Annotated in this window: 22 protein-coding genes; 11 read left to right on the top strand and 11 right to left on the bottom strand. The window is 60.6% G+C overall.

What is annotated here, in order from left to right; all coding sequences use genetic code 11:
• Positions 1 to 87: 87 nt before the first annotated feature.
• The 6 genes from DH08_RS02435 (at position 88) to DH08_RS02460 (ending at position 10040) form a co-directional block, all read left to right on the top strand.
• The gene (locus DH08_RS02435) at positions 88 to 861 is read left to right on the top strand and encodes a hypothetical protein (RefSeq protein WP_192177717.1); all 774 of its coding nucleotides are present in this window, start codon (positions 88 to 90) and stop codon (positions 859 to 861) included.
• A 12-nt stretch (positions 862 to 873) separates the two neighbouring features.
• Positions 874 to 1608: a hypothetical protein gene (locus DH08_RS02440; RefSeq protein WP_192177718.1), complete on the top strand. Its 735-nt coding sequence runs from the start codon at positions 874 to 876 to the stop codon at positions 1606 to 1608.
• Between the two features lie 104 nt (positions 1609 to 1712).
• Complete coding sequence (locus DH08_RS02445) at positions 1713 to 2285, top strand: cell division protein ZapB (RefSeq protein ID WP_192177719.1); 573 nt, start codon at positions 1713 to 1715, stop codon at positions 2283 to 2285.
• Positions 2286 to 2332: 47 nt separating this feature from the next.
• Positions 2333 to 5383: a BPTD_3080 family restriction endonuclease gene (locus tag DH08_RS02450; protein ID WP_192177720.1), complete on the top strand. Its 3051-nt coding sequence runs from the start codon at positions 2333 to 2335 to the stop codon at positions 5381 to 5383.
• A 1-nt stretch (position 5384) separates the two neighbouring features.
• Entirely contained in the window at positions 5385 to 8513 is a 3129-nt protein-coding gene (locus DH08_RS02455) for a site-specific DNA-methyltransferase (protein ID WP_192177721.1), read from the top strand.
• A gap of 3 nt (positions 8514 to 8516) precedes the next feature.
• The gene (locus DH08_RS02460; protein WP_192177722.1) at positions 8517 to 10040 is read left to right on the top strand and encodes an AlbA family DNA-binding domain-containing protein; all 1524 of its coding nucleotides are present in this window, start codon (positions 8517 to 8519) and stop codon (positions 10038 to 10040) included.
• A 432-nt stretch (positions 10041 to 10472) separates the two neighbouring features.
• Here the strand turns inward: DH08_RS02460 and DH08_RS02465 are convergent, their stop codons facing one another.
• The gene (locus tag DH08_RS02465) at positions 10473 to 11057 is read right to left on the bottom strand and encodes a GDYXXLXY domain-containing protein (protein ID WP_192177723.1); all 585 of its coding nucleotides are present in this window, start codon (positions 11055 to 11057) and stop codon (positions 10473 to 10475) included.
• Positions 11054 to 12172 (bottom strand): DUF2157 domain-containing protein, encoded by a 1119-nt coding sequence (locus DH08_RS02470; RefSeq protein WP_192177724.1) that lies wholly within the window; start codon positions 12170 to 12172, stop codon positions 11054 to 11056. The genes DH08_RS02465 and DH08_RS02470 overlap by 4 nt, the downstream gene beginning before the upstream one ends.
• A gap of 233 nt (positions 12173 to 12405) precedes the next feature.
• Here DH08_RS02470 and DH08_RS02475 point away from each other — a divergent pair, with 233 nt between their 5' ends.
• Positions 12406 to 12546 (top strand): DUF1127 domain-containing protein, encoded by a 141-nt coding sequence (locus tag DH08_RS02475; RefSeq protein ID WP_006203483.1) that lies wholly within the window; start codon positions 12406 to 12408, stop codon positions 12544 to 12546.
• 50 nt (positions 12547 to 12596) lie between these two features.
• On the top strand, positions 12597 to 12737 hold the full coding sequence (locus tag DH08_RS02480) for a DUF1127 domain-containing protein (RefSeq protein ID WP_120017849.1): 141 nt from the start codon (positions 12597 to 12599) through the stop codon (positions 12735 to 12737).
• Between the two features lie 337 nt (positions 12738 to 13074).
• On the opposite strand, the gene DH08_RS02485 is transcribed toward DH08_RS02480, so the two are convergent.
• A complete protein-coding gene (locus DH08_RS02485; protein ID WP_246800657.1) occupies positions 13075 to 13719 on the bottom strand; it encodes a hypothetical protein in 645 nt (214 codons plus the stop codon).
• Positions 13720 to 13777: 58 nt separating this feature from the next.
• Here DH08_RS02485 and trmFO point away from each other — a divergent pair, with 58 nt between their 5' ends.
• Complete coding sequence (gene trmFO, locus DH08_RS02490; protein WP_192177725.1) at positions 13778 to 15190, top strand: methylenetetrahydrofolate--tRNA-(uracil(54)-C(5))-methyltransferase (FADH(2)-oxidizing) TrmFO; 1413 nt, start codon at positions 13778 to 13780, stop codon at positions 15188 to 15190.
• On the opposite strand, the gene DH08_RS02495 is transcribed toward trmFO, so the two are convergent.
• The 8 genes from DH08_RS02495 to yajC all read right to left on the bottom strand — a co-directional run bounded on the left by DH08_RS02495 (position 15191) and on the right by yajC (position 22133).
• Positions 15191 to 16141 (bottom strand): sterol desaturase family protein, encoded by a 951-nt coding sequence (locus DH08_RS02495; RefSeq protein ID WP_192177726.1) that lies wholly within the window; start codon positions 16139 to 16141, stop codon positions 15191 to 15193.
• Complete coding sequence (locus DH08_RS02500; RefSeq protein WP_192177727.1) at positions 16141 to 16575, bottom strand: hypothetical protein; 435 nt, start codon at positions 16573 to 16575, stop codon at positions 16141 to 16143. Before DH08_RS02500 ends, DH08_RS02495 begins: the two co-directional genes overlap by 1 nt.
• 81 nt (positions 16576 to 16656) lie before the next feature.
• A complete protein-coding gene (locus tag DH08_RS02505; protein ID WP_192177728.1) occupies positions 16657 to 17496 on the bottom strand; it encodes a squalene/phytoene synthase family protein in 840 nt (279 codons plus the stop codon).
• Between the two features lie 2 nt (positions 17497 to 17498).
• Positions 17499 to 17888: an MTH938/NDUFAF3 family protein gene (locus DH08_RS02510; protein WP_192177729.1), complete on the bottom strand. Its 390-nt coding sequence runs from the start codon at positions 17886 to 17888 to the stop codon at positions 17499 to 17501.
• Positions 17889 to 17899: 11 nt separating this feature from the next.
• The gene (gene secDF / locus DH08_RS02515) at positions 17900 to 20452 is read right to left on the bottom strand and encodes a protein translocase subunit SecDF (protein ID WP_192177730.1); all 2553 of its coding nucleotides are present in this window, start codon (positions 20450 to 20452) and stop codon (positions 17900 to 17902) included.
• A gap of 52 nt (positions 20453 to 20504) precedes the next feature.
• Complete coding sequence (locus tag DH08_RS36775) at positions 20505 to 20639, bottom strand: hypothetical protein (protein WP_282595006.1); 135 nt, start codon at positions 20637 to 20639, stop codon at positions 20505 to 20507.
• 1 nt (position 20640) lies between these two features.
• Positions 20641 to 21711, bottom strand: a complete 1071-nt coding sequence (locus DH08_RS02525; RefSeq protein WP_192177731.1) for a SecDF P1 head subdomain-containing protein — start codon at positions 21709 to 21711, stop codon at positions 20641 to 20643.
• A gap of 86 nt (positions 21712 to 21797) precedes the next feature.
• The gene (yajC, locus tag DH08_RS02530; protein WP_120017843.1) at positions 21798 to 22133 is read right to left on the bottom strand and encodes a preprotein translocase subunit YajC; all 336 of its coding nucleotides are present in this window, start codon (positions 22131 to 22133) and stop codon (positions 21798 to 21800) included.
• 276 nt (positions 22134 to 22409) lie between these two features.
• Here yajC and DH08_RS02535 point away from each other — a divergent pair, with 276 nt between their 5' ends.
• Together DH08_RS02535 and DH08_RS02540 are read left to right on the top strand one after the other, a co-directional pair.
• Positions 22410 to 23285: an ATP-binding protein gene (locus tag DH08_RS02535; protein WP_192177732.1), complete on the top strand. Its 876-nt coding sequence runs from the start codon at positions 22410 to 22412 to the stop codon at positions 23283 to 23285.
• A gap of 133 nt (positions 23286 to 23418) precedes the next feature.
• Positions 23419 to 24249 carry an isocitrate lyase/PEP mutase family protein gene (locus tag DH08_RS02540; RefSeq protein WP_192177733.1) on the top strand — a complete coding sequence of 277 codons (831 nt, stop codon included), beginning with the start codon at positions 23419 to 23421 and terminating at the stop codon, positions 24247 to 24249.
• Positions 24250 to 24428 lie beyond the last annotated feature (179 nt).

A 24428-nucleotide genomic window follows, 5' to 3' on the forward strand; every position in this document is an offset into this window, starting at 1 on the left:
AGCGCATGAACCCCATGTCCACGTTCATGGACATCGCTACGTCTGGCCTCAAAGCTACGACGCATTCCATTAACCCAAGGAAACCTCATGGCATCACCCGTCACCCGGGGGCATCCGCGCGACTGGCGTGTAGGTGCTCAAGCACCCGACAACGCTCAACAGCTTCGATGCCGCCAGATCATCAACGAAGCCAGACTTTGCAACTGCCCCGGCTGTACCCGCACCCGCTCCGGTGTCTCTCGTTACTGCGGCCCCCACCGGGATGCCGCGAGTGTGCGGGGCGATCCTTTGGCCCGCCTCCCGTCCCGCAACGAACTCACCATCTTCAAGAAGGCCATCGACCTGTACATACATGCTGACCGCAAGTTTGCTGCACGTGTCTCGGGGGACAGCAAGGCCCTTGAGCGGCGCATAAGTCTCCCCCCGTCCTTCGGTCTTGGCCCCGGCGATATCCACCCGAAGCTCCCCCAGATCGCCAAGGCCAAGGGCCTCCTCGCAAACTGGCAGCACCGCGACAAGCGGACCTATACCGAAGCTGTCACCCATGCCCTGGCACTCATGGGTTGGATGGATGTCTACTACACCACCTCAGGGGGCTTATGGGAGAACCGTAAGGCCTTCCTGTACACCCGAGCCGGTGCGCTCCTCGGCGACTTCCGCAAAACGATTGGCGCGAAGACGCTGATCAAGGATGCCTCAGGGGCAACTCACCGGCACCTTGGCCGCGACTTCGTCCGCCACGCTCACACGATATACGGCAAGGACTTCTGGTCATCCGCTGTCTCCACCAATGACGGTCAGTCAATGACCCTCCTCGACTACGCCCGCATGGCCCACAAGGCCGCTGGTCTCCTATCTTAAAGGAAAATCTCCATGACTTATTCCGATGATGGAATGATGCGTATGCCCAACCCAATGGACGAAAGGTCCGGCTGGGTCGGTCCCCAAGGTAACCCGAACTACGCCTCCGGTTCAGCCGCAGGCCCCGCTCCCGATGGCAAGGTGTTCGTTGCTGGTCTCAACACCTATGTCGATGCCGACATAGCCGAACAGCTGGGTCTCAATGCCCCGGCACCTCAAGGGCACCCTGAGGCCGCTCCGGCTATCTCCCACGAACCCCTCAACCCTGAGGCCATCCCAGCCGGTGCCGACCCGCTTGAACACATCGACATCGAAGAGATGTCCGACGGGGAACTTGAGGCCCTCCAGCAGCAGCTTGAGGTCAACGATGACGACGCCGCTCCGTCGCTGTCCGAAACCCTCGACGCCATTGCCGACCGGTTCACGCCTGAGGCCTTCGTCACTGGCATCGAGGACATGGTCGAAACGGGCGACTTCAACGACACGTTGGCCCGCCTCTCCGAGGCCACCGGCTTGGACGCAGCGACAGCGTCAATCCTTGTCGAGACAACCGTTATGGAAGCGGCACCAATCGCCTCTGAATACGTAGGGGAAGATCGCTGGTCGTCACTGGTCTACGCTGCCTCACGGACCGACGACAGCTTGGCCCGCCGTATCGTCTCGGATGTCGTGACCGGTCGACTTGATCCCTCAAGACTGGCGAACGCCTATGACCTTTGGTGGCAGTCCCTGCCCGATGCCGACTGAGGTTCAACGACAATGCTCAACCTCATGACCACGGCATACGCCATCACCACCATATCCGCGACTTTGCTCGCCCTTCTCCACCACCTTTGAAAGGAACCGCCACAATGGCCAAGAAACCAATGATGACCCGCGAGGAACTCCTCGCCCAACTCGACGCCCTCGACAACTCCACTGAGGTCGGCAAGCTGACCGCCGAAGTCTCTCGACTGACCGAGGAGAACGCCTCACTGCTGTCCCAGCGCAGGGAACTTGAGCGACAGCTTAAGCAGGAACGGGATGCCCTCCAGACCATCCGCGAGGCCCTCTGCACGGTCGACGTCCAGACCCGTACCTACGGTGCGGACCGTCCTGGCTATGCCGAGATGCAAGCCGCCTCTGAGCGGTCCAGCCTCATGGCCCTGGCCGAGGTCCAGCACGGTATGCGTAAGGGAACTCACGACCCGGCGACGGGCTTGCCCTATACCGCTGATACCCAGCCGCCGCGCGACCTGACCTCAGGGGCACCCAAGGTGACCAAGGGTGAACTGGAGCGCTTCTTCCCGTCATTGTCGGGGGCTTCCGTCGATGTGACCACCACCGCAGCCACGTTGCTGGACGCTGAACTCGGGGATGCCAAGTCGGCTCTGGGAATTGGCGAGTACCAGACAGCCTCACAGCACCCTCAGCCAATTGCGTAACTGTAGGGATCGCCTATAGGTTGTTCAGAGGCGGGGCAAAACTCAGCATGACGTCATTCCTTCAGAATCCAATACTCAATACTCCATATTCCGAGCCGACCGAACATTGGGTTCTGGATTCTAAGGGCCAGCCAACCGGGATGACAAAGCCGGGACGACGTAACCCCGGCTATGTGGTTCCGGTTGCCGCGCCGCGTCGTTCGGGCGGTCAAACCGAGCTTGAACTGGGTGCCGATCAGATCGCCACCCAGAACACGTTGGTCAAGCTGGTTCGGCCGGAGGTTGACAAGTGGCGTGCTCTGCCCGCGTCGAGGTGGGATGTCACTCCTGAGACCGAGCGGCTCTTGCTGTGGTGGCGCGATACCACGGTGCGCGAGTTCCCATTCTTCTTCTGCCAGCTTGAGGCTGTTGAGACTATTATCTGGCTGACCGAGGTTGCGCCGAAGTCTTACCGGGATGAACTGGTTGCCGCTAACGACACCGCAAACCCTGGACTGTTCCGCACTGCGGCAAAGATGGCCACCGGCTCGGGTAAAACGACAGTGATGGCCTTGCTGATAGCTTGGCAGGCGATCAACGCCGCGCGTCGTCCTACGAGCAGCCGCTTCACCAACGGGTTCCTTATCATCGCGCCCGGCATCACCATCCGCGACCGCCTCCGCGTGCTTCAGCCGGAGGAGAGTGGAAACTACTTTGACGACCCTAAGCGACGCCTTGTGCCCCCCGAGATGATGGGTGATCTCCGAAAAGCGCGCGTCGTTGTTTCCAACTATCACGCCTTTCAGTTGCGCGAGACGGTTGCCGTAAAACCCGAAGCGCGCAAAATCCTGACCGATCGAGGAGAGGAGCCGAAGAGGTTTCTTGAGACCGAAGGTCAGATGATTCAGCGTGTCGCTTCCAAGCTCATGGGCTTGAAACGCATCATCGTGCTCAACGACGAGGCGCACCACTGCTACCGCGAGAAGCCCGGCGATAGTGAGGAACGCACGCTTGATACCGATGAGCAGGACGAGGCCAAGAAGAACAACGAGGCGGCGCGGGTCTGGATATCTGGTGTCGAAGCACTCTCGCGCAAGCTCAGCGTCCAGGCAGTTTACGACCTATCGGCAACACCATTTTTCTTGCGCGGTTCTGGCTACCCGGAAGGCACTCTCTTCCCTTGGGTAGTGTCCGACTTCACGCTGATGGACGCCATCGAATGCGGCATCGTGAAGACACCTCGCCTGCCGGTGCTGGACGATGCGGTATCGGGCGACATGCCGAAATATCGCGCCCTTTATGCTAACCTTCCAAAAAACGCACTGCCTAAGAAGGGGCGGCGCAAGAGCGTCGGTGAACTGGACCCTGAAGAACTGCCGGAGCTTCTGCGCGGCGGACTGGAAGCGCTATATCGACACTACGAGGGCACCTTTGCTGAGTGGGACAAGGCAGGCGTTGGACGTCCACCAGTGTTCATCGTCGTGGCCAACAACACAGCTACCTCTAAGTTGATCTATGATTTCATTTCCGGCTACGAGCGCTCGGAGGCTGTCAGCGGCAAGACGCGGCTGATCGACGGAAAGTTGAAGCTCTTTTCCAACGTTACGGAAAACGGAAAATGGCAAGACCGCCCCCACACGGTGCTTGTCGACAGCGAAGCTCTTGAGGCTGGCGATTCGCTGCCCGACGACTTTCGTATGGCAGCGGCCAAAGAGGTTGAGGAGTTTAGAAATCAGGTTGCACGACGTGATGGAGCGGCGGCGGCTGAAAAACTGACGGATGCGCAAATTCTGCGCGAAGTGATGAACACGGTTGGCCAGCCCGGGAAGCTCGGTGGCGATATCCGCTGCGTTGTTTCGGTGTCCATGCTGACCGAGGGTTGGGACGCCAACACCGTCAGCCACATCCTCGGCGTGCGCGCGTTTGGCACGCAACTGCTATGCGAGCAGGTCGTCGGGCGCGGCCTGCGCCGTGTCAGTTATGTCCCCGGCCCGGATGGCAAGTTGCAACCGGAATATGCTGACGTTCTTGGCATCCCGTTCGACTTCACCCAGAATCCTGCCCCAGCCAAGATAGTTCCCCCGCCGCGCATGACCCGTGTTCGTGCCGTGCCAGAACGTGTTGCCTGTGAAATCAGGTTCCCCAACGTGGCGGGCTATCGCGTGGCGTACCCGCCCGGTCCCCTGACTGCGAACTTCACCGATGATTCCAAGTTGACCGTCACACCTGATCAAATTCCCACCTCCACCGATGTTGAACCCATTATCGGCGAGGGCATCGAACTGACGTTGGAGAACTATCAATCACAGCGGATGAAGTCGGTTTATTTCGCTGTCGCTGGCTACACCCTGCGTCGCTACATCCGCGAGGACTCCAAGCCCAAGCTGCTCACCCCCGGTCAGGAGCAACCGCAATCACCGGATGGTGAAATTCCGTTGTATCGTTTTGGCGAATTGCTGAAAATCACCGAGCGCTGGTTTGAGGAATGCCTGACCTGCTACGGCCAGAACCGGGAAGCGCTGAAACGGATCTTCCTTTGGCGTCCGATGGCGCAGAAGGCGGCTGAGAAGATTGCACTTGCCTGCTCTCCGTCCTCGGCGCGGGAGTTCGTTCGGGCCATACCCAACCCCTACAACGAGGAAGGGTCCACCCGGTTCGTGGACTTCGCCACGTCCAAATCCGATTTGTTCTCCACCAATGCGCAGATGTGCCATGTGGACTATGTGGTTGCTGATCAGGATTGGGAGAAAGCCTTCGCTGCCGTCATCGAGCGCGAGTTGGCCGATGTCTGTACGGCTTACGTCAAAAACCACAACCTTGGCTTCGAGGTGCCTTACGAATATCGCGGCCAAACCCACCGCTACCGGCCCGACTATATCTTGCGGCTGGACGATGGGTACGGGGCCTATGACCCGTTGAACCTCGTGGTCGAGGTCAAAGGGCGGCGCAGCGAGCAAGATGCCGCCAAGGCTGACACCATGCTTCACCGCTGGGTGCCGGGTGTGAATGCGCTTGGACGCTTCGGGCGCTGGGCCTTCGTGGAACTTGACAATCCTTACACATTCGCGGGCGGCATTCGGTCGTTCCTGACGACCACAGCAATCAAGAAGGCCGCGTAAGATGGCGAAGAAACCGGGTAAGACGCAGGACTTTGAAAACTACAAGCACGACACCGCGAAGCGGACGATGATCCCAACGGCGGAACAGCAAGGCTTTGTCGAGGAGGATGAGGCGCGGCCGATCAAACTGCGTTACCCGCGCAATCCCGATCTGGACCCCCAGCTTGTGTGGCGCGGCAAGGACGCGGAAGACGGGCGCGATCTCTACGTCGATGCGCCACCTGTTTACATTCAGGAGAAAATCCATCCGCGCGTCATCATCGAGCGGTTGAAACGCGAGACTGAGGCGCGGGCAGAGGCGGATATCCCGGACCTTTTTGCCGACTTCAATGGCCGTCCCTCCGACCTGAAAGCGCGAACGGAATTCTACCAGCACGAACAAAACTGGCAGAACCGTATGATCCTTGGTGATGCCTTGATGGTCATGGCCAGCCTTGCGGAGCGCGAGAACCTACGCGGCAAGGTGCAGTGCATCTACATGGACCCGCCCTATGGGATCAAGTTCAACTCCAACTGGCAGGCGAAAGTTTTCGACACCAAGGTAAAGGATGGGAGTGCGTCTCATGTGAGCCGCGAGCCGGAGGTAATCCGCGCCTTCCGCGATACTTGGAAGGATGGCGTCAATACGTACCTAAGTTACCTGCGTGACCGGCTCACCGTAGCACGGGATTTGCTGACCGAAAGCGGGTCGGTCTTCGTGCAGATCGGGGATGAGAATGTCCACCGCGTGCGAGCGTTGATGGATGAGGTGTTTGGGGAAGCTAACTTCGTTAGCCAGATCGTCCTAAAGACAACAAGTGGCGCAGGAAGCCCCAGCGGAGGAACTCTAACGCTCGCGGGGGTATATGATACAGTTGTCTGGTACGCTAAATCAAAACCTTATATAAAATATCATCAGCTATATTTTGAAAAAAGCGAGATGGCATCTGCCTCACTTTACAAGCGGATATTTGACGTTTCCGACTTAGGCAGAACAGCGTCAGAAGATGAGATTTCTGGGAGGCGTAAACTTTCGGGGTCAGAAGACTTCTTTCGCCCGGACAATCTCACAAGCCAAAGCTCCCCAGAAAGCGCAACGTTTAAAGTAAATTGTTTCGGCGTGTTGGCTGGCCCCGGCAAGGGAGGTTGGAAAACGAACGAGAAGGGTATGGGCCGCCTGAAGGCCGGATCAAGATTATACCTTACCGAAAAGGGTAGCTTTCAGTATCTCAGAAAACTAAAAGATTTTGACGCTGCACCGATAAACAATGTCTGGACCGATGTTGGAACTGGATCGTTTACCGCAGACAAATTATACATAGTTCAAAGTAACACAAAAATACTTGAACGATGCATCCTGATGACTACTGATCCGGGCGACATCGTACTCGATCCTACATGTGGATCGGGCACCTCTGCCTATGTTGCGGAGCAGTGGGGCCGTCGATGGATTACTATCGATACATCCCGGGTGGCCCTCACGCTTGCTCGCACAAGGCTAATGGGTGCACGCTATCCGTTCTATTACTTGAAAGACAGCGAAGCTGGGTTGCTGAAGGAGGCCGAAGTCACTGGGACGGTCCCACAACCCGACCGTCTGTCCAACGTGCGTCGCAACCGGCATGAACCAGACGTTAATCTCGGATTTGTTTACAGACGCGTTCCTCACATCCAACTTAAGGACATCGCCAACAATGTTGAGGTTGACGAAATCTGGGATCAATTCAACCCCGCCGTTGAAACGGCTCTTGCCGCGCTGAACGAGAGCCTTAAAGGCCAACCAGAGCCTTTCCCGGTTAAGTTCGGCGGGCGAGGCGGCAAAACCATCGATTTCACGGCCAGTGGCGAGGTAAAATTGCCGTCGGGCGAAGTTGCCCCAGCAAACGGCTTCATGGAATGGGAGGCCCCCCCCTACCCTGGCACCCCTTGGCCAGCCGATCAACAAAAGCTGTACTCGATTGCCCGCAGCTTCGATCCTTCCGCGACACCCGCCACGCGTCGCAAAGCAGAAGACGCCCTCTCGGCCCTGAATAAGGTCTTCGCGCAGGCATGGACGCACCAGACCCTGCCCGAAGCCCCGATTTTCCCTTGGCCCAAGTCGGCCGAGGAGGCATTGATCAATTTCTGGGAAGCTCGCATCGACCGTCAGCGGGAGATTGATTCCTCCATCGAGCGCGAAGGAAACCGCAATGCCGAGTTCCTTTTCGACAAGCCTTATGAAGACTCCAAAATCACCCGCGTAGCTGGGCCGTTCACGGTCGAAAGCCTGTCGCCTTACCGTGTGATCCCGTCCGACGACGATCCGCGCACCCTCGATATGTTGCGCGATGAGGATGAGGAATTGCCACGCCGCTTGGTGCCAAAGGAGCAGACCGATTTCGCGCAAGTGGTGATGGAGCACCTCAAGACCGCAGGCGTGCAGAACACGAAAAAGGGTGAGCGGCTGGAGTTCGACTCGGTCGAGCCTTGGCCGGGCAAAGGCTATGTTGCCTTCGATGGCCGTTACGAGGAACGTGGTGCCACCCGCCGTGCCGCCATCGCCATCGGACCCGAGTACGACGCGGTCGGTTACGATTTCGTCCGGCGTGCTGCCCTTGAAGCCCGCGATGTCTTCGACATCCTTGTCATCTGCGGGTTCCAGTTCGGGCCTGAGGTGGACGATTCGATGCTGAATTTTGGTCGGCTGAAGGTGATGAAAGCCCGGATGAACCAAGACATTCGTATGGGCGACAAGCTGAAGAACACGGGCGCAGGCAATTTGTTCGTCGTCTTCGGCGAACCCGACATCGATGTGCGGGACGCGGGCGACGGCAAGATGCAGGTGGAAATCAAAGGCGTGGACATCTTCGACCCGACCACGGGCGAGGTGAAATCCTCCGACGATCCCGCCGAGGATATCGCTTGCTGGTTTATCGACGACGACTACGACGAAGAGAGCTTCTTTGTTCGCCAGGCCTACTTCCTTGGTGGTGCGACGGGTGACCCGTACAAGGCGCTGAAGCGTTCGCTGAAAGCTGAGATTGACGAGGAGGCTTGGGCATCCCTGCACCGGACGGTATCCCATCCCTTCCCGCGCCCCGCACGCGGGCAGATTTGCGTGAAGGTCATAAACCACTTCGGTGACGAGGTGCAGAAGGTGTTCAGGGTATAGCGAATGCCAAAGCGCGGCATCACGGACGAGGAAATCGGCCTCATCAAGACAATGCTCGCGTGGGGTATGCGCAACCGGGACATCCAGTTCTATTTCAACCGGCAAGATCGCCCGGTGAATTCCGGGCGGATCAGTCAGATTGGCGGTGGCACCTATGGCGCGGAAGTTCCAGCCGCCGAGGATGCAGCGGTTGATGAATTCCTAGCCACGTTCGCCCATGCGGAAGTTGGGGTGGTGATCGATGCGGCAGCCCGACCTGCTCGGCAGACGCTGGCAGACAGGGCGCGTGAGCACTTCGTTCGACGCGAGGACGGACATTGGTATCTGGCGGATGGCGAGACTGCTGAGCATGAATGTAAGGAGGGATTCGATCCCAAGAAGCTCACACCCATCATTCGCGCCGTCGCTGCGCTCGCCAACAACCGGGGTGGGTTCATCGTCCTCGGGGTCAGTAATTCCGGCTGCCGGGCGGTGGGATTGCCCGATGACACCTTTGCAAACACAGACATCGCCACTATCGCCGACAAGATCAAAACCTATCTCACCCCGACCCCTGTTTTCTCAAAGGACGTGATCGACCTGGACGGGGTTCAGATCGGTGTCATTCACGTTGAAAAGCACAGCTTACCGCCTGTGATCGTATGCCGTGATGGCGACGGACTGGACGATGGAACAATCCTGTTCCGGTACCCCGGCCAATCGGGCCGCATCAAATATGGCGACCTGCTGGCGATGCTGCGCGAACGCGACAGGTCCGCTCATGCCCAACTGTTGTCGCGCGCGGCGCGGCTTTCCGAGATCGGCACGGATCGGGCGCTTATTGTCGATACCCGCGAAGGGACCATGGATGCTGGTGAGACGCGAATAACCATCGATCAGGAACTTGCCGACCAGTTGGAGTTCATCCGTGAGGGTGAATTTGAAGAACGAGAAGGCGCTCCGACTTTGCGGCTCATTGGCGATGTACGCGCCGTGGATGCGACCGGACAGGTGCGCGAGCGGATCGAAGGGCGCGCCCTCACACCTGATATGGTCGTCAAGGCTTACCTCAGCAAGGAGCGCGTTAGTTCGCCGCTCGAATACGTTTGCGTTTCGGCCCTGACCCAACGCCAGTGGTTACCGCTCCACTATTTTGTGACATTGAGCGGACAGCATTCCGATGATGCCATTGATGCGTTGGAGCGAACTCAAGCATCCAATCAACAGAGCAAACAACGCGCGCTTGAACGCCTTCGCGGCGATCGCAGCGCATATGCCTCATTGAGTGGCCAAGCGGTGCCTGTAGGAGGCGAAATCCAAGCGGGCCAGATTGACGGCATCTGCGAACGGCATCAACCCGTGCTTGTCGCGAGAGCGATCCAAGGTCTACCGGATGGTTTCGACAACGTTCCGCCGCTGCTGGAACTGTTGGACGGTCTGCGCGGCACATCCAATGGCGACGCCACGCTACGAGGGGCCATTTATCGCGCTGCCAGCCGTCTGGATGAGATAGAAGCCTTGGCAGAGCAACCACCGGAGGACGATTAAGCTGGCAGCTATCAGAAAGCAAAGGTTTGCGTTGGCATGGAATGTCCGAATCTTGACCCTCTCGATGTCTCAACATTCGGACATTTCAGCAAAAAGTTTGCATCCGTATTTACATACACACAGGTACCTATAATCCCCCCTTGGGGGTTCCCTCCACGGTACGAGAAATGGCACGAGTGGTACGAGGACTATCGCATCAAACCCCAGCATTTATGGGCTTTGAGGTCGACGCCGATGCCCTTCATCCGCACCAAAAACAGAGCATTGGCTCGGCAAATGAAAAGCCCCTACGACTAGGCGACGCGCAAAACAGTGTCGACATTGATGTCGTGCCGGCGCCGTCAGTTCAATTGTCATACTTCACTCGAGTTCCAGACGAACGGTCACGGGGACTGGCGAAGAGCGACGAGCATGCGGCGCGACTGGCCGTGTCTAATAGAGCGGTTCCTCGAACAACGTCTTGTCGCCGTCCATCAGCGCCTTGATCTGCGGAGTGCCGTTGGCAGCGATCGCGACCCGGACGGCGAACGGCCGCACCCGCATGTCGTTCTGGATCGCCATGCCCTCGCCTTCCGGCAGATAGAAGCGCTCTAAGCCGTAGTCCGGCGCGATCGAACCACCCTCTTCGCGCAAACTCCAACCCTCGCCAACATGTCCGACGATATCTGCTTCATCGGAGGCGGCAGGCGTAGGCGCCTGGCCAAACCAGGCCGCTGTCGGCTGCCAATAGCCGTCGGCGCCCTTTTTCAGCCTGACCACGATCGAGGTGTCGTCGCTCGAGAGTTTGTCGGCGGGGATGTCGGCGATCATTTTCACCGGAATACGCGATATGTCGTAGCCAAGGCGAATATAGTCGCCGCGCAAGAGGTCGCGCGGATCGATCGGCTCGACCTTCAAGAGCACTTCCTTGCCGTCGCGCAGGATCGCCGCCCTACCGGCAATGATCCAGCTCAAAAAGCCGATCTGGACGAGCGCCAGCACCAGCGCCGAGATGATTAGTCTTTTCCCGGTCATCACGCTGCCATTCCTTCGGCGCGCGGCGCCTTCATGCGTTTCTCGATGCGAATGATGACAAGCGCCAGGATGCCGAGAAGCACGGCAGCGGCCAGGAAGAAGCCTGCGGTGTCGAGCATCGACTGCAGCATCACCACATAGATGATGGCGAGTTCGAAGGCGAAGCCGGCATAGGCAACCCAGCGCAGGCCTCGGCTCTCGCGGCCGCCCAGCATGATCGCCGCGACGATACCGGCCAGTGCAACCGCCGAGACAATGGCGAAGCCGCTGTTGTAGCTGGCATCGCCGGCGAGCTCCATCTGAAGCATCGCCAGTCCTGTGAGGAAGCCGATCAAGGCGTGCAAGGGCAACCGGCCGCCGAGTTGGACAATCCGGTCGACGGGCTCGGCGGCAAAGACCGCCACTGCAAAGAGCAGCGCCGAGACGATCGCCAACGGGATGGCGACCTGCAGCGTGTCATAGTCAATCACGAACAGCACGAGATAGCAGAGGACCGACAGGATGATCAGGTGCCGCGCCGCCTGACTGCGGGTCCAGAACGAAATGGCGAACAGCACGATGGCCATGACGACGAAGAAATGCGGAAATTCCGTACGCTTGAAATAGTCGAACCCTTTGACGAACAGCCAGGCATCGGCGATGCCGACGGAAGCGACGGTCAGCGGGTTCGAGCGCAATGCCACTGCCGCCAGCGCCGTGCCGGCACCCCAGGTGATCAGCGCCGACGCCTCGTCGCCGGTCAGATGGTACATCTGGCCGATCAGCGCGATCGACCCGCCGAAGGCCGCCGCCGCGATGATCCAGAGCGCTTCACCGATCGCCGCGTGGTCGCGGGTCTTCAGCAGCGCACCACCGACATATCCGGCAAGGATGATGGCGAAGAGTGCGGCGACCCGCGCCAGCCGCGGAATGGCCTCCCAGTTGGCGGCGACGAAGATCAGGATGGCGGCGCCAAACAGCAATGCCGCCATCATCGCCAGGATCGAACCGAAGCTCAGAGACCTCCGTTCATTGGCTTCGACGTCGCGCCTCAGCGCGTCGGCCGTCGGCCCGTCGATCAGGCCAGTCTCGAGCCATCGCGCAATGTCCGATCTGGCCCGTGACGCATAGCTCGCCATGTCTTCTCCCCCGGTTGGTCTTTTTTCAGCCGAGCCAGCCAAGCCGTTGACGCTACGGCATTTTCCGATTCGGGTTTCTTTGTGTCTGGGACGTAAACGCGCGTTAATGGTGCATTGCACAATTTGCATTGCTGCCATGCAGCGATAGCGCTTTTAAATCGATATGACCCCACCTATCTTCACGGCATACAGAAAGACGGAATGATCCGAAAGAAAGACGAAACGAGACTACCATGAACCTGATCCGCAACTATCGCAACTGGCGCCGCTACCGGAACACCGTGTCCGAGCTGAGCCGCCTGTCGAACCGTGAACTGAACGACCTCGGCATCGGCCGCAGCGACATCCACTACGTCGCCCGCAAAGCGGTCTAATCCACTTCGGACCGTAAATGGTCCGAACCAGTTTTGAAAAGAGAACGACAATGAACCTGATCCGCAACTATCGTAACTGGCGCGTCTACCGCGACACCGTTAACGAGCTGGGTCGCCTTTCGAACCGCCAGCTCCATGATCTCGGCATCATCCGCGACGAGATCAAGACCGTCGCCCGCAAGGCGATCTAAATACAAGAATTTCGCCAGGGTCGACCTCCTCCCCGACCCTGACGGATACGGTCAGCCTTCACCTCCTCCCGAGGGTTGACCAGCAAAACGGCGCCCGCCGCACCTCCTCCCGCGGCGGGCGTTGTTTCCCAGGGGTTTCGCCCCCTTCACCCGGCGAAAGGAATTTCGTCAAAGCCGACCTCCTCCCCGGCGATGACGAATACGGTCGATCTTCACCTCCTCCCGAGGATCGACCCCAAAAACGACACCCGCCGGACCTCCTCCCCCGGCGGGTGTTGTGTTTTTGTGGGGGGGTCGGAGGCTCTCTAGGAGCCGTTTTAGCGGGACGTCTCTGTCGTCAGTCCAGCGCACCGCTTTCCAACACGCCCCGTTCCTTCCACCGGCTCAGCGGAAAAATGTCCGGCGCGCCGCCCATCGCCGCATACCAGGTATCCACCACCCATTCGGTGCCGCCGCGGTCGCTGATCACCGCCGTCCAATGGGGATAGCGCCCGTCGACAAACAGGCCTCGCGAGGCCTTGTCCTCGACCTTGTGAAACCTGAGCAATTTTCGCTCGGCAAGATAGACCAGCAGCGCGTGCGTATTGGTCGATTCGTCGACACAATCCATCTGGCCCCTGATGCGCGATGCACCGAATTGCGACTGCGGCAGATCGCGAACGCCGGTGGCCCGCAAAATGCGCTGCTCGAAATAGCGCACAGCCTTCGAAATTGCGGAACGCTCGGCTTGGGCCGAGCCTGCACCCGCACGCAGGATAGCGCGGAAACGCGCGCCGTCAGCGGGGCCAAGCGCGAGTATCGTGCGATAGTTGCAACTGTAGCCGTGGCATATCGGGATCCGCTTGGAAGCCGTCGCTTCCAGTTCGCCGGCGGCCGTTGATCCGCCCATGGCGATCGCGACTGCCATAAATGCCGCTCTGGCAAAGACTCCGAGACTCCCGTCCATTCCCCGATCGTAGACGATTGCGGCGCCAAGCGGCAACAGCGCGGCTCAACGTGTGTAATTGCAATCGCAGCTACAAGCGATTATTCCGGCGCTCATGAGCAAAGATCCCATTCACATCGTCGGCGGCGGCCTCGCCGGTTCCGAAGCGGCCTGGCAGGCGGCGCAAGCCGGTGTTTCCGTCGTGCTGCATGAAATGCGCCCGGTTCGCGGCACCGATGCGCACAAGACCGACGGGCTGGCCGAGCTTGTGTGCTCCAATTCCTTCCGCTCCGACGATGCCGAAAACAACGCCGTCGGTCTGCTGCATGCCGAAATGCGGTTGGCCGGCTCGCTGATCATGAGCGCCGGCGACGCCAACCAGGTGCCCGCGGGTGGCGCGCTCGCCGTCGATCGCGACGGATTTTCCGAGGCCGTGACCAGGAAGCTCGAGGCGCATCCGCTGATCACCATCCAGCGCGAGGAAGTGCCGGGCCTGCCGCCGGCGGAGTGGGACCAGGCGATCATCGCCACCGGCCCGCTGACCGCGCCGTCGCTTGCCCAGTCGATTGCCGAAGCGACCGGAGCCGACGCGCTGGCTTTCTTCGATGCCATCGCGCCGATCGTGCACTTCGACACGATCGACATGGACATTTGCTGGTTCCAGTCGCGCTACGACAAGATCGGCCCCGGCGGCACCGGCAAGGACTACATCAACTGCCCGATGGACAAGGAGCAGTATCTCGCCTTCGTGCAGGCGCTGGTCGAGGGCCAGAAAACCGAATTCAAACAATGGGAAGGCACACCCTATTTCGACGGCTGCCTGCCGATTGAGGTAATGGCCGAGCGCGGCGTCGAGACACTGCGCTACGGTCCGATGAAGCCGATGGGGCTGACCAATGCGCACAATCCGACGGTAAAAGCCTATGCCGTGGTGCAGCTGCGGCAGGACAATGCGCTGGGCACGCTCTACAACATGGTCGGTTTCCAGACCAAGCTGAAGCATGCCGAGCAGGTGCGCGTCTTTCGCACCATCCCCGGGCTCGAAAACGCCGACTTCGCCCGGTTGGGCGGCCTGCACCGCAACACCTACATCAATTCTCCGATCTTGCTCGATCAATCGCTGCAACTGAAGTCGCGGCCCGGCCTGCGCTTCGCCGGCCAGATCACCGGCTGCGAAGGCTATGTCGAGAGCGCCGCGATCGGTCTGCTGGCAGGACGCTTCGCTGCCGCCGAAAGGCTCGGCCATCAGCCATCGCTGCCGCCGCTGACCACTGCCTTCGGCGCGCTGCTCAACCACATCACCGGCGGCCATATCGTCTCCGACGACGAGCCGGGCAAACGCTCCTTCCAGCCGATGAACGTCAATTTCGGGCTGTTTCCGCCGGTGGAAGCGCCGAAAGCCGAGGGCAAACGCCTGCGCGGCAAGGACAAGACCGTCGCCAAGCGGCGCGCCGTGACGTCGCGCGCACTGGCAGACTGCAGGGAATGGCTGGACTTGCTTGCGCGGGCGGCCGAAGCGGTGGAGTAGCTACTCAGCCGCTTCGACACCCGCTGCCGGCAGGCCCGGCTTGCCCGCCTCACCAGGGTTTCGCCTGACATAGGCCGCCTTCAAACTCTCTGACGTCTCGCGCGAACCGTCATGGCTCCAGCCCGGCGGCTTGATCAGATAATTGAGACGCTGGCGCAGTGTCCGCCCCTGCGCGAAGGCATCCGCGAACATGCCGATCCATTCGTGAAAAGCCACCTTCAGCGGATTGAAGGTGCCGATGTTCTTGACGATGCCGTAGCGCGGCCTGTCTTCCTCCAGTTCCTCGACGAAGGTGCCGAACATGCGGTCCCAGATGATCAGCGTGCCGGCAAAGTTAGCGTCGAGATAGCGCGGATTGGTGGCGTGATGGACGCGGTGATGCGAAGGCGTGTTGAAGATGAATTCGAACCAGCCCCACATCTTGCCGATCGCCTCGGTGTGGATCCAGAACTGCCAGACCAGATTGAAGCCGAAGGTGAAGGCGATGACGGCCGGATGGAAGCCGAGCAGCACCAGCGGCGCCTGCAGCACGAACATGAAGGTAAACAGGCCGGTCCAGCTCTGCCTGAGTGCGGTCGACAGATTGTAGTGCTGGCTGGAGTGGTGGTTGACGTGTTCGGCCCACACCCAGCGCACCCGGTGCGCGATGCGGTGGTAGACATAGTAGCGCAGATCATCGAGCAGGAAGGCCGCCAAAAAGACCCAGGCCGACAAGCCCAGATTGAAGAACCGGAATTGCCAGAGCCACAGCAGCGCCCAATAGGAGACGACGCCGAGCAGCAGCCCGGCAACGACATTGCCTGTCCCCATCATCAAACTGGTCAACGTATCGCGCGTCTCGAACGATCCCTTGGCGCGGCCGGTGCGCACCAGCCACAATTCGATCAGGATCGCACCGACGAAGAACGGGATGGCAAGCTGCGTGACCTGCGGGAAATTGTAGTCGTCCATCACGCGGCCTCCCTGGCCAGCCCCGGATTATCAAGCCCAAGCGCCACTGCGACGGTCTTGGCATCAGTTCTGTCGGCGAAGACGAAGCGGCCGCCCTTCCAGGTGAAGTCTGCGAGCTTGAGAAGGATGGCGCCCCCATCGTCGGCATCCAGGGCAACAATGTCGCTGGCCGTGACGATGCGGGTCAAAAAGCAGTCGCCGATGCTGTGGACGATGCCGGTGCGCCCATTCCCAAGATCGAGAAACGCCGACCTGGCGTCCGCCGTCAGCCGAACCACCGACACCACTTCATCGGGAAAGTCCTCCGCGAAACGGCTCAATGCCTGATCCGCACCGGCGAGCGTCGCTGTCTTTGTGCCGCCCGTGAAATGCACGGCCGCGACCGACAGCGCAATGCCGAAGACGACAAGTGCGACCAGCACAGGCAGGCTCATGAAGCGATCTCCTCCAGGCCGGCGGATGTTTTCGCACTCGGCTTCGACCCGGCGGGAGTCCTACCATGATTGACGTTTACGTCAAAGGGGCGGCCAGCCTTTCGAGGCGCGGCGCAGCAGTAGCCAATGCCGGCGCAAGGCTGACAGCCGCACCACGCCGTCGAGCGGTGAGTGCCTTTCCATCCTGTCGAGATAGGCGCGTGTCAGGGCAAGCGGCAGGAAGGCCGGGCGCAGCGACGCCGGCAAGGCCTGAGCGCCCTGTTCGAAAGCCGCAAGATGCTCGCGCGCCAGCGCGATCATCGCCTCCACAGCGCCTTGCGCGCCGGGACCGCCGTCGCCTTTGACGAACTCTTCCGGCGAGGAGCCCGCCGCCGCAAGTACATCCATCGGCACGAAGCACTGCCCACGCCTGCGATGCAAAGGCAACAGCAGCAAAAGACCGGTCATTGCCTGCGCACAGCCGGCCCGGCCCGCGAGTTCTGCAAAACGCGGCGCTTCGACGGGATCGAGCACCATCGCCGCGAACTGGAGCAGCGCCGCTGCCGTCTCGCCGCAATAGCCTTCGAGGTCGGTACGCGACGGCATCGGATCGTCGTAGAGATCGAAAATGCGCGCTTCGAGCATGTTGTCGAAGGCCGGTTTCGGCAAGCGGTGGGTGGAAATCGTCGCCTTCAGGGCGTCGGCGAGCGGGTTGCCGGTGACTTCGCCCTCGACGGCGATGACGTCGCGCCACCATTGCAGCCGCACTTCGCCGGGAAGCGGCTCGTGGATGCGGTCGCGGACACCAGCGATCTCGGCATTGAAGGCATAGAGCGAAAACAACGCGTCGCGCCTGTCCGCCGGCGCGTAGAGCGCACTGACATAGCGGACTTGGTCGGCGGCGCGCACCGCGTCCATGACGATTTTGGTGGTATCGGACACGGTCAGTCGACGGCGATGAGCGCTGCGGCCACGGCGCGCTCCTCGGCCAAAAGCACATTGTAGGTCCGCACGGCAGCCCCCGTCGACATCGGGTCCGCCGAAATACCGGCCGCCTTCAGCGCCGCGCGCAGCGCTGCCGGCAATGGCCTCAGATCCTTGCCGGTGCCGACCAGCAGGATCTCGACCTTGCCGGCCTCGGCCAGGAGCTTGTCGAAATCAGCCGCCGTCAGCGCCAGCGGATCGGCCGGCTCCCAGCCATGGATGCCGGACGGCAGGCACAGCAGCGAGCCGCGATGCGACATGTCGGCGAAGCGGAAGCCGCCATTGCCATAGGCCTCGATCGGCGCCCGGCCAGGGAAATGCGCCTCGCGGATGACGATGCCTTTGGCCACTGGCGTGGCCGTCAGGTCGCCACGGCTTTGCCGCCGTTCACCGGCTTCTCCTCGTCGGCGGTCGCGGCCTGCGGCCGCAACTTGAACAGGATCAGCAGCGGCGCGGCGATGAAGATCGACGAGTAGGTGCCGAAGACCACGCCGAACAGCATCGCCAGCGTGAACGACCGGATCACCTCGCCGCCGAACAACACCAGCGCCAGAAGCGCCAGGATCGTCGTCACCGCGGTCAGCGTCGTTCTCGACAGCGTCTCGTTGATGGCGTTGTTCAACAAATGCGGCAACGGCATCTTCTTGTATTTTCGCAGATCCTCGCGGACACGGTCATAAACGACGATCGTATCGTTCAACGAATAGCCGATGATGGTCAGGATCGCCGCCAGCGACGATTGGTTAAACTCGAGACCGGTGATGACGAAGAAGCCAAGTGTCATGACGATATCGTGCACGGTGGCAATGATGGCGCCGACCGCGAACTGCCATTCGAAGCGGAACCAGACATAGACCAGGATGCCGATCAGCGCGACAAGCATGGCGATGGTGCCTTGCTTGGCGAGTTCGCCGGAGACAGTCGGCCCCACCACTTCGACACGGCGGAAATCATACTGGTCCTGCAGTTCGCCGCGCACCTTGTCGATAACCGTCTGTTCGGCGTTCTCGCCGCCGTCCTGCGTGCCGACGCGTATCAGCACGTCGGTCGGCTCGCCGAACTGCTGCACCTGCACCTCGCCGATGTTCAGCTCCGTCAGCCTGCTCCGGATATCGCCAAGATCGGCGTTGCCGTTCTTGGCCTGCACCTCGATCAGCGAGCCGCCCTTGAAGTCGATGCCGTAATTGATGTCGACGGTCATGAACAGCACGACAGACAGGATCGACAGCACCGTCGACAGCGCGAACGTCCAGCGGCGGATGCCCATGAACGGAACTTTCGTGCCGGGCGGAATGAAGGTCACCGGTGCCCGCGGCAATTCCTTCGGGCGGGCGCGGCGAAGCCAGATCGACACCAGCAGCCGGGTGAAGGTGAAGGCGGTGAAGACAGTGGTCAGAATGCCGATGGCGAAGGTGATGGCAAACCCCTTCACCGGTCCGGTGCCGATCCAGAACAGCACCACAGTCGCGATCAGCGCCGTGACGTTCGAATCGACGATGGTCGCCAGAGCCTTGGTGAAACCGGTGTCGATCGCCTGGATCACCGAGCGGCCGCTTCGTCGCTCCTCGCGAATGCGCTCATAGATGAGAACGTTGGAATCGACTGCCATGCCGATGGTCAGCACGATGCCGGCGATGCCAGGCAAGGTCAGTGTAGCGCCCAGCAACGACAACAGCGCGATGATCATCGCCACATGCACGGCCAGCGCGATGTTGGCGAGGAAGCCGAGGAAGCCGTAGGCGACGAACATGAACGCCACGACCAGGATCGAACCGATGATACCGGCAACCTTGCCGGCATGGATGGAATCCTGGCCAAGGCCCGGGCCCACCGTGCGCTCCTCGATCACCGTCAACGTTGCCGGCAGCGCTCCGGCGCGCAGCAGCACTGCCAGATCGTTGGCGCTTTGGGCCGTGAAATTGCCGGAAATCTGTCCGGAACCGCCCAGGATCGGCTCACGGATCACTGGCGCCGAGATTACCTGATTGTCGAGGACAATGGCAAACGGCTTGCCGACATTCTGGGATGTCGCCTGGCCGAAGCGCGACGCGCCCTTGGAATCGAAGGTGAACGAAACCACCGGCTCGTTGGTCTGGGAGTTGAACGTCGCTTGCGCATCGGCCAGGTTTTCACCTGAGACGATGACGCGGTTCTCGATCAGATACGGGACCGGCGGATCGTCCTGCGAATAGAGGACCGTGGAGCCAGCCGGCGGACGGCCGTTGAGCGCATCCTGCACCGGCATCGACTGGTCGACCAACTGGAAGGTCAGCTTGGCGGTCTGGCCGAGGATTTCCTTCAGCCGCTGCGGATCCTGCAGGCCCGGCACCTGGACCAGGATGCGGTCGTCGCCTTGCCGCTGGACGATCGGCTCCGTTGTGCCGAGTTCGTTGACGCGGCGATCGACGACCTCGATCGACTGCGTCAGCGCCGTCTGCGTGCGGTATTTGATGCCGGCGTCGGTGACCGAGAATTTGAGCAGGCCGGGCTCGGAGTCATCCAGCGTCATCTCCTGGACGGAGCCGCCGGTGAACAGACCCGCCGCCACCGGAGTGGTCAACGGCTTCAGCGCCGTCTTGGCGGCATCAATCTGAGCGGGATCGGAGATGCGGACCTGCACGGTGCGGCCCGATCCGGACAGGCCGGTATAGCCGACCTTGGCGTCGCGCAGCAGCGTCCTGATCTCATCACGCGTCGTCTGCAGCCTGTCCTTGATCAGATCGTTCGGATCCATCCTGAGCAGGATGTGCGAGCCACCCTGCAGATCGAGGCCGAGCGTCATCTGCCGCTTCGGCACCCAGTCGGGCAGCTTGGCCAATGTGCTGGCAGGGAACAGATTGGGCGCGGCGAGGACCACTGTGGCGGCCACGGCCAGCCAGATCAGGATCATCTTCAGGCGCGAGAAATAGAGCATTGGCTATCGTCCGTTCAGGCGTACAAGCGGCAGCGTTCCGCCTTCAATTCGGTTATTTCTTGGCGGTCTGGGTTGCCACCGGCTCGCCCTTAACCTGCACATCGTCAATTGTCGAGCGCGGTACGGTTAATTTGGTGCCGCCGCCGGGGGTCGGCTCCGGCGTCAATTGGCTGATTTCCGGCCTCATTCTAATTCTGAACTTCGTCAGGCGCTATCGTGCGCTCTTCAACTATTTTCAGTCCTACCGGCATGGGGCCAGAACGCAAAAGCAAGGCAAGATCATTGGCGCTCTCTTTGGTGAAGTTGCCTGATATCTGGCCGGAGCCGCCAAGGATCGGTTCGCGGATAATCGGCGCCGAAAGCACCTGATTGTCGAGGATCATCGCAAACTGCTTGCCGACATTCTGCGAGGTCGCCTGAGCAAAACGTGCCCTACCCTTTGAATCGAAGTTGAACGAAACCACAGGCTCATTCGTGTACGAGGAGGTCGCCTTGGCATCGACGATGTTCTCGCCGGAAACAATGACGCGGTCTTCGACCAGATAGGGAACCGGCGGATCGTCTTGAGAAAAGAGCACCGAAGAGCCTCGCGGCGGCCGGTTTTCGAGCGCATCCTGCAGGGGCCACGATGCATCGATCATCTGAAATGTCAGCTTGCCGGTGCGGCCGAGAATCTCCTTGAAGCGGACCGGCGTCTGCAAGCCGGGCACCTGAACCAGGATGCGGTCATCGCCTTGCTGCTGCACGATCGGTTCGAAAGCGCCACCGTCTCTGAGCCGAAGTCTGACGACTTCCATAGACCGCACCAGCGCCATCGAAGTCCGCAGTTTCACGCCGTCATCCGTCACCGAGAGTCTGAGCAGTCCCGGTTCCGGCTCATCAAGCGTCATCTCCTTGATTGGATTGGCCCCGGCGACTGGATCGGTGAATATTTTCAGCGCTGTCTTGGCGGCATCGATCTGCGCGGGATCCGAAATGCGGACCCTGACTTCGCGACCCGATCCAGAAAGGCCCGCATAGCCGATCCTGGCATCGCGCAGCAGTGAGCGGACGTCATTGCGCACCGTCTCAAGCCGACGCTTGATCAGATCGTCCTTATCGACCACAAGCAGGACCTGCGAACCGCCTTGCCGGTCGAAACTCGCCTGCCGCTTCGGCAGCCAGGCAAGAAAGTCGTCGAGCGTACCGTCAGGCTTCATAGCGCGCGCGCCAAGGATCGCGCCGAGGACCACCATGACGGCAACGGCAAGCCAGATCAAAATCCTCGTGAGACGCGAAAACCACATCTGGCGTTGCCCGTTGCTGGCGGGCCGTGCCGCCCGAAGACCCCGTTGTCTCCTGACGCTTACTTCTTGGCGTTCTGGTTCGCCACCGGCTCGCCCTTGACGCGCACGTCGGCGATCGTCGAACGCAATGCGGTCACCTTGGTGCCGCCGAGGTCGATCTCGAGCTCGTTGTCGTCGATCACCTTGGTCACCTTGCCGACGAAGCCGCCGCCGGTCACGACCGTATCGCCGCGGCGCACCGCCGCAAGCATTTCCTGGCGCTTCTTCAGCTGCGTGCGCTGCGGCCGGATGATTAGAAAATACATGATCACGAAAATCAGGACAAACGGCAAAATGCTGATGAACATGTCTGGCGAGGCGCCGACGCCCTGGGCGTATGCCGGTGTAACGAACATCAAGAACTCCTGAATGGTGAAAAACCGCCACAAGGCGGGCCCGCGAAATTTGGCCGGAATATAGTCGGTAAAGTTCCCAATGCAACTGCGCTAGCAGGCAAATCCGCCGCTTTTCCGGCCGTTGGCCCCGTGTTAGAGCATGGTCGCCGAAAGCCGGATGCGACTTCTGGAAAAGATCATGCTCCGACAGAAGGTTGGAACCGGTTCTTATCCCGCCGCGAAAGAGTGGATTTTGCGCTCTGCGTGCTCCCTGAAGCCAGAACAAAAAGACCAGACATGACCGACAGCACCATTGACGCCCTGAACCGGAAGCTCGACCGCCTGATCGAGGCGGTCGCCCGCCTCGCCCCGCCGCCGGTGCCGCAGACGGATATTGCCGCCGCAGATTGCTTCGTCTGGCAGGCCGATCCCGGCTATCTGGAGCCGGTGCGCAAGGTCAATCGCGTCGACATCGGCCTGATCCGGGGCGTCGACCGAGTGCGCGACATCCTTGTCGACAACACCGAGCGCTTCGCCGCCGGCTTTGCCGCCAACAACGTGCTGCTGTGGGGCGCGCGCGGCATGGGCAAGTCATCGCTGGTCAAGGCGGTGCATGCCGAGATCAACGCCAAAGCCAAGTCCGACCTGCCGCTGAAGCTCATCGAGATCCACCGCGAAGACATCGACACGCTGCCCAAGCTGATGGGCCTGCTAAAGGCGGCGCCTTTCCGCGTCATCCTGTTTTGCGACGACCTGTCGTTCGATCATGACGACACGTCCTACAAGTCGCTGAAGGCGGCGCTCGAAGGCGGCGTCGAGGGCCGCCCGGCCAATGTCATCTTCTATGCGACGTCAAATCGGCGGCATCTGTTGCCGCGCGACATGATCGACAATGAGCGTTCCACCGCCATCAACCCGTCCGAAGCGGTCGAGGAAAAGGTCTCGCTCTCCGATCGTTTCGGCCTCTGGCTCGGCTTCCACAAATGCTCGCAGGACGAATATCTCGACATGATCGACGGCTATGTCCGCCATCATGGGCTGACAATCGATCCCGACACGCTGCGCGCCGAAGCGCTGGAATGGGCAACGACGCGCGGCAGCCGCTCGGGCCGCGTCGCCTGGCAATTCACCCAGGACCTGGCCGGCCGGCTCGGCAAGCCGCTCAAGGACTAGCAACGGTCATCCGAACCGAAGGCATGCGGCCAGGCTATGGCAAGAGCTTGCGTGCTGAGGGTGATGTTCTTTATTTGTTCCAAAATTCGTGCCATTTTCCAGCAGACTCCGGGACACGAAAGGCTGAAGGAAAATGCATTTGGAAAGCAAGGGCGCAGCGTTTCGCAGGCTTCATGAGGAACCGGGCGCGTTCGTCATTCCCAATCCCTGGGATATCGGCACGGCACGGATTCTGGCAGCCATGGGTTTTCGTGCCCTCGCCACCACCAGCGCCGGCATGGCGTTCTCTCTCGGCGTCGCCGAGGGGCAGGTCTCGCGGGAGGACACTCTAAGCCATTGCCGGGCCATCGTGGCGGCAACACCGCTCTCCGTCTCGGCCGATCTGGAGAAAGGCCTCGGCGACAGTCCGCAAAGTGCCGCCGAGACGATCCAAGCCGCAGCCGGCATCGGCCTGGCCGGATGTTCCCTCGAAGATCATACCGGCAGACGCGACGACCCGATCTACGACTTTGCGCTCGCGGTCGAACGGATCGAGGCGGCTGCGCAGGCGTGCCGCGCACTGTCGGATGATTTCGTCCTGACGGCGCGCTGCGAGAACTTCCTGTGGGGGCGACCTGATCTGGATGACACTATTCGCAGATTGCAGGCCTTCGAGAAGGCCGGAGCCGATGTGCTTTATGCGCCCGGCCTGCATGACCTCGGCATGATCCGCACCGTCTGCGGCGCCGTGACGAAACCGGTCAATGTCGTGATGGGCATGCCCGGCGCGACGTTTGGCGTGGCCGAACTGGCGGACGCAGGCGTCAAGCGCATCAGTGTCGGCTCGGCGCTGGCGCGGCTCGCCTTCGGCAGTTTCGTCCGCGCCGCGCGCGAGATGAGATCGGCAGGCACCTTCCGGTTTTCCGAACAAGCCATGGGCTTCGCCGAACTGGAGGGCTTCTTCACCGGATCGACGAAGGCCTGAGAGCCTTGTCGCTAGAGCAATTCCAGGAAAAGTGCGCAGCGGTTTTCCGTCCGGAATTGCGTAAAAACAAATACTTAGAGCGGGGGGGGTAACGATTCCATCAAAAGCTGAACCGCTCTAGGTCCAATCGACATTCAGGATTCAAATTTGCGTTGAGGCATGATTCATAGGCTTCCAGA

It is taken from the genome of Mesorhizobium amorphae (assembly GCF_014843845.1).
Taxonomy (GTDB): domain Bacteria; phylum Pseudomonadota; class Alphaproteobacteria; order Rhizobiales; family Rhizobiaceae; genus Mesorhizobium; species Mesorhizobium amorphae_A.

Excerpts from the sequence above, each read along its gene's own strand:
- secDF (WP_192177730.1), bottom strand. The coding sequence starts at position 20,452 with ATGCTCTATTTCTCGCGCCTGAAGATGATCCTGATCTGGCTGGCCGTG.
- DH08_RS02440 (WP_192177718.1), top strand. The coding sequence starts at position 874 with ATGACTTATTCCGATGATGGAATGATGCGTATGCCCAACCCAATGGAC.
- DH08_RS02500 (WP_192177727.1), bottom strand. The coding sequence starts at position 16,575 with ATGAGCCTGCCTGTGCTGGTCGCACTTGTCGTCTTCGGCATTGCGCTG.
- DH08_RS02435 (WP_192177717.1), top strand. The coding sequence starts at position 88 with ATGGCATCACCCGTCACCCGGGGGCATCCGCGCGACTGGCGTGTAGGT.
- DH08_RS02450 (WP_192177720.1), top strand. The coding sequence starts at position 2,333 with ATGACGTCATTCCTTCAGAATCCAATACTCAATACTCCATATTCCGAG.
- DH08_RS02470 (WP_192177724.1), bottom strand. The coding sequence starts at position 12,172 with ATGGCGAGCTATGCGTCACGGGCCAGATCGGACATTGCGCGATGGCTC.
- DH08_RS02480 (WP_120017849.1), top strand. The coding sequence starts at position 12,597 with ATGAACCTGATCCGCAACTATCGTAACTGGCGCGTCTACCGCGACACC.
- DH08_RS36775 (WP_282595006.1), bottom strand. The coding sequence starts at position 20,639 with ATGAGGCCGGAAATCAGCCAATTGACGCCGGAGCCGACCCCCGGCGGC.
- DH08_RS02535 (WP_192177732.1), top strand. The coding sequence starts at position 22,410 with ATGACCGACAGCACCATTGACGCCCTGAACCGGAAGCTCGACCGCCTG.
- DH08_RS02445 (WP_192177719.1), top strand. The coding sequence starts at position 1,713 with ATGGCCAAGAAACCAATGATGACCCGCGAGGAACTCCTCGCCCAACTC.
- yajC (WP_120017843.1), bottom strand. The coding sequence starts at position 22,133 with ATGTTCGTTACACCGGCATACGCCCAGGGCGTCGGCGCCTCGCCAGAC.
- DH08_RS02475 (WP_006203483.1), top strand. The coding sequence starts at position 12,406 with ATGAACCTGATCCGCAACTATCGCAACTGGCGCCGCTACCGGAACACC.
- DH08_RS02460 (WP_192177722.1), top strand. The coding sequence starts at position 8,517 with ATGCCAAAGCGCGGCATCACGGACGAGGAAATCGGCCTCATCAAGACA.
- trmFO (WP_192177725.1), top strand. The coding sequence starts at position 13,778 with ATGAGCAAAGATCCCATTCACATCGTCGGCGGCGGCCTCGCCGGTTCC.
- DH08_RS02455 (WP_192177721.1), top strand. The coding sequence starts at position 5,385 with ATGGCGAAGAAACCGGGTAAGACGCAGGACTTTGAAAACTACAAGCAC.
- DH08_RS02540 (WP_192177733.1), top strand. The coding sequence starts at position 23,419 with ATGCATTTGGAAAGCAAGGGCGCAGCGTTTCGCAGGCTTCATGAGGAA.
- DH08_RS02495 (WP_192177726.1), bottom strand. The coding sequence starts at position 16,141 with ATGGACGACTACAATTTCCCGCAGGTCACGCAGCTTGCCATCCCGTTC.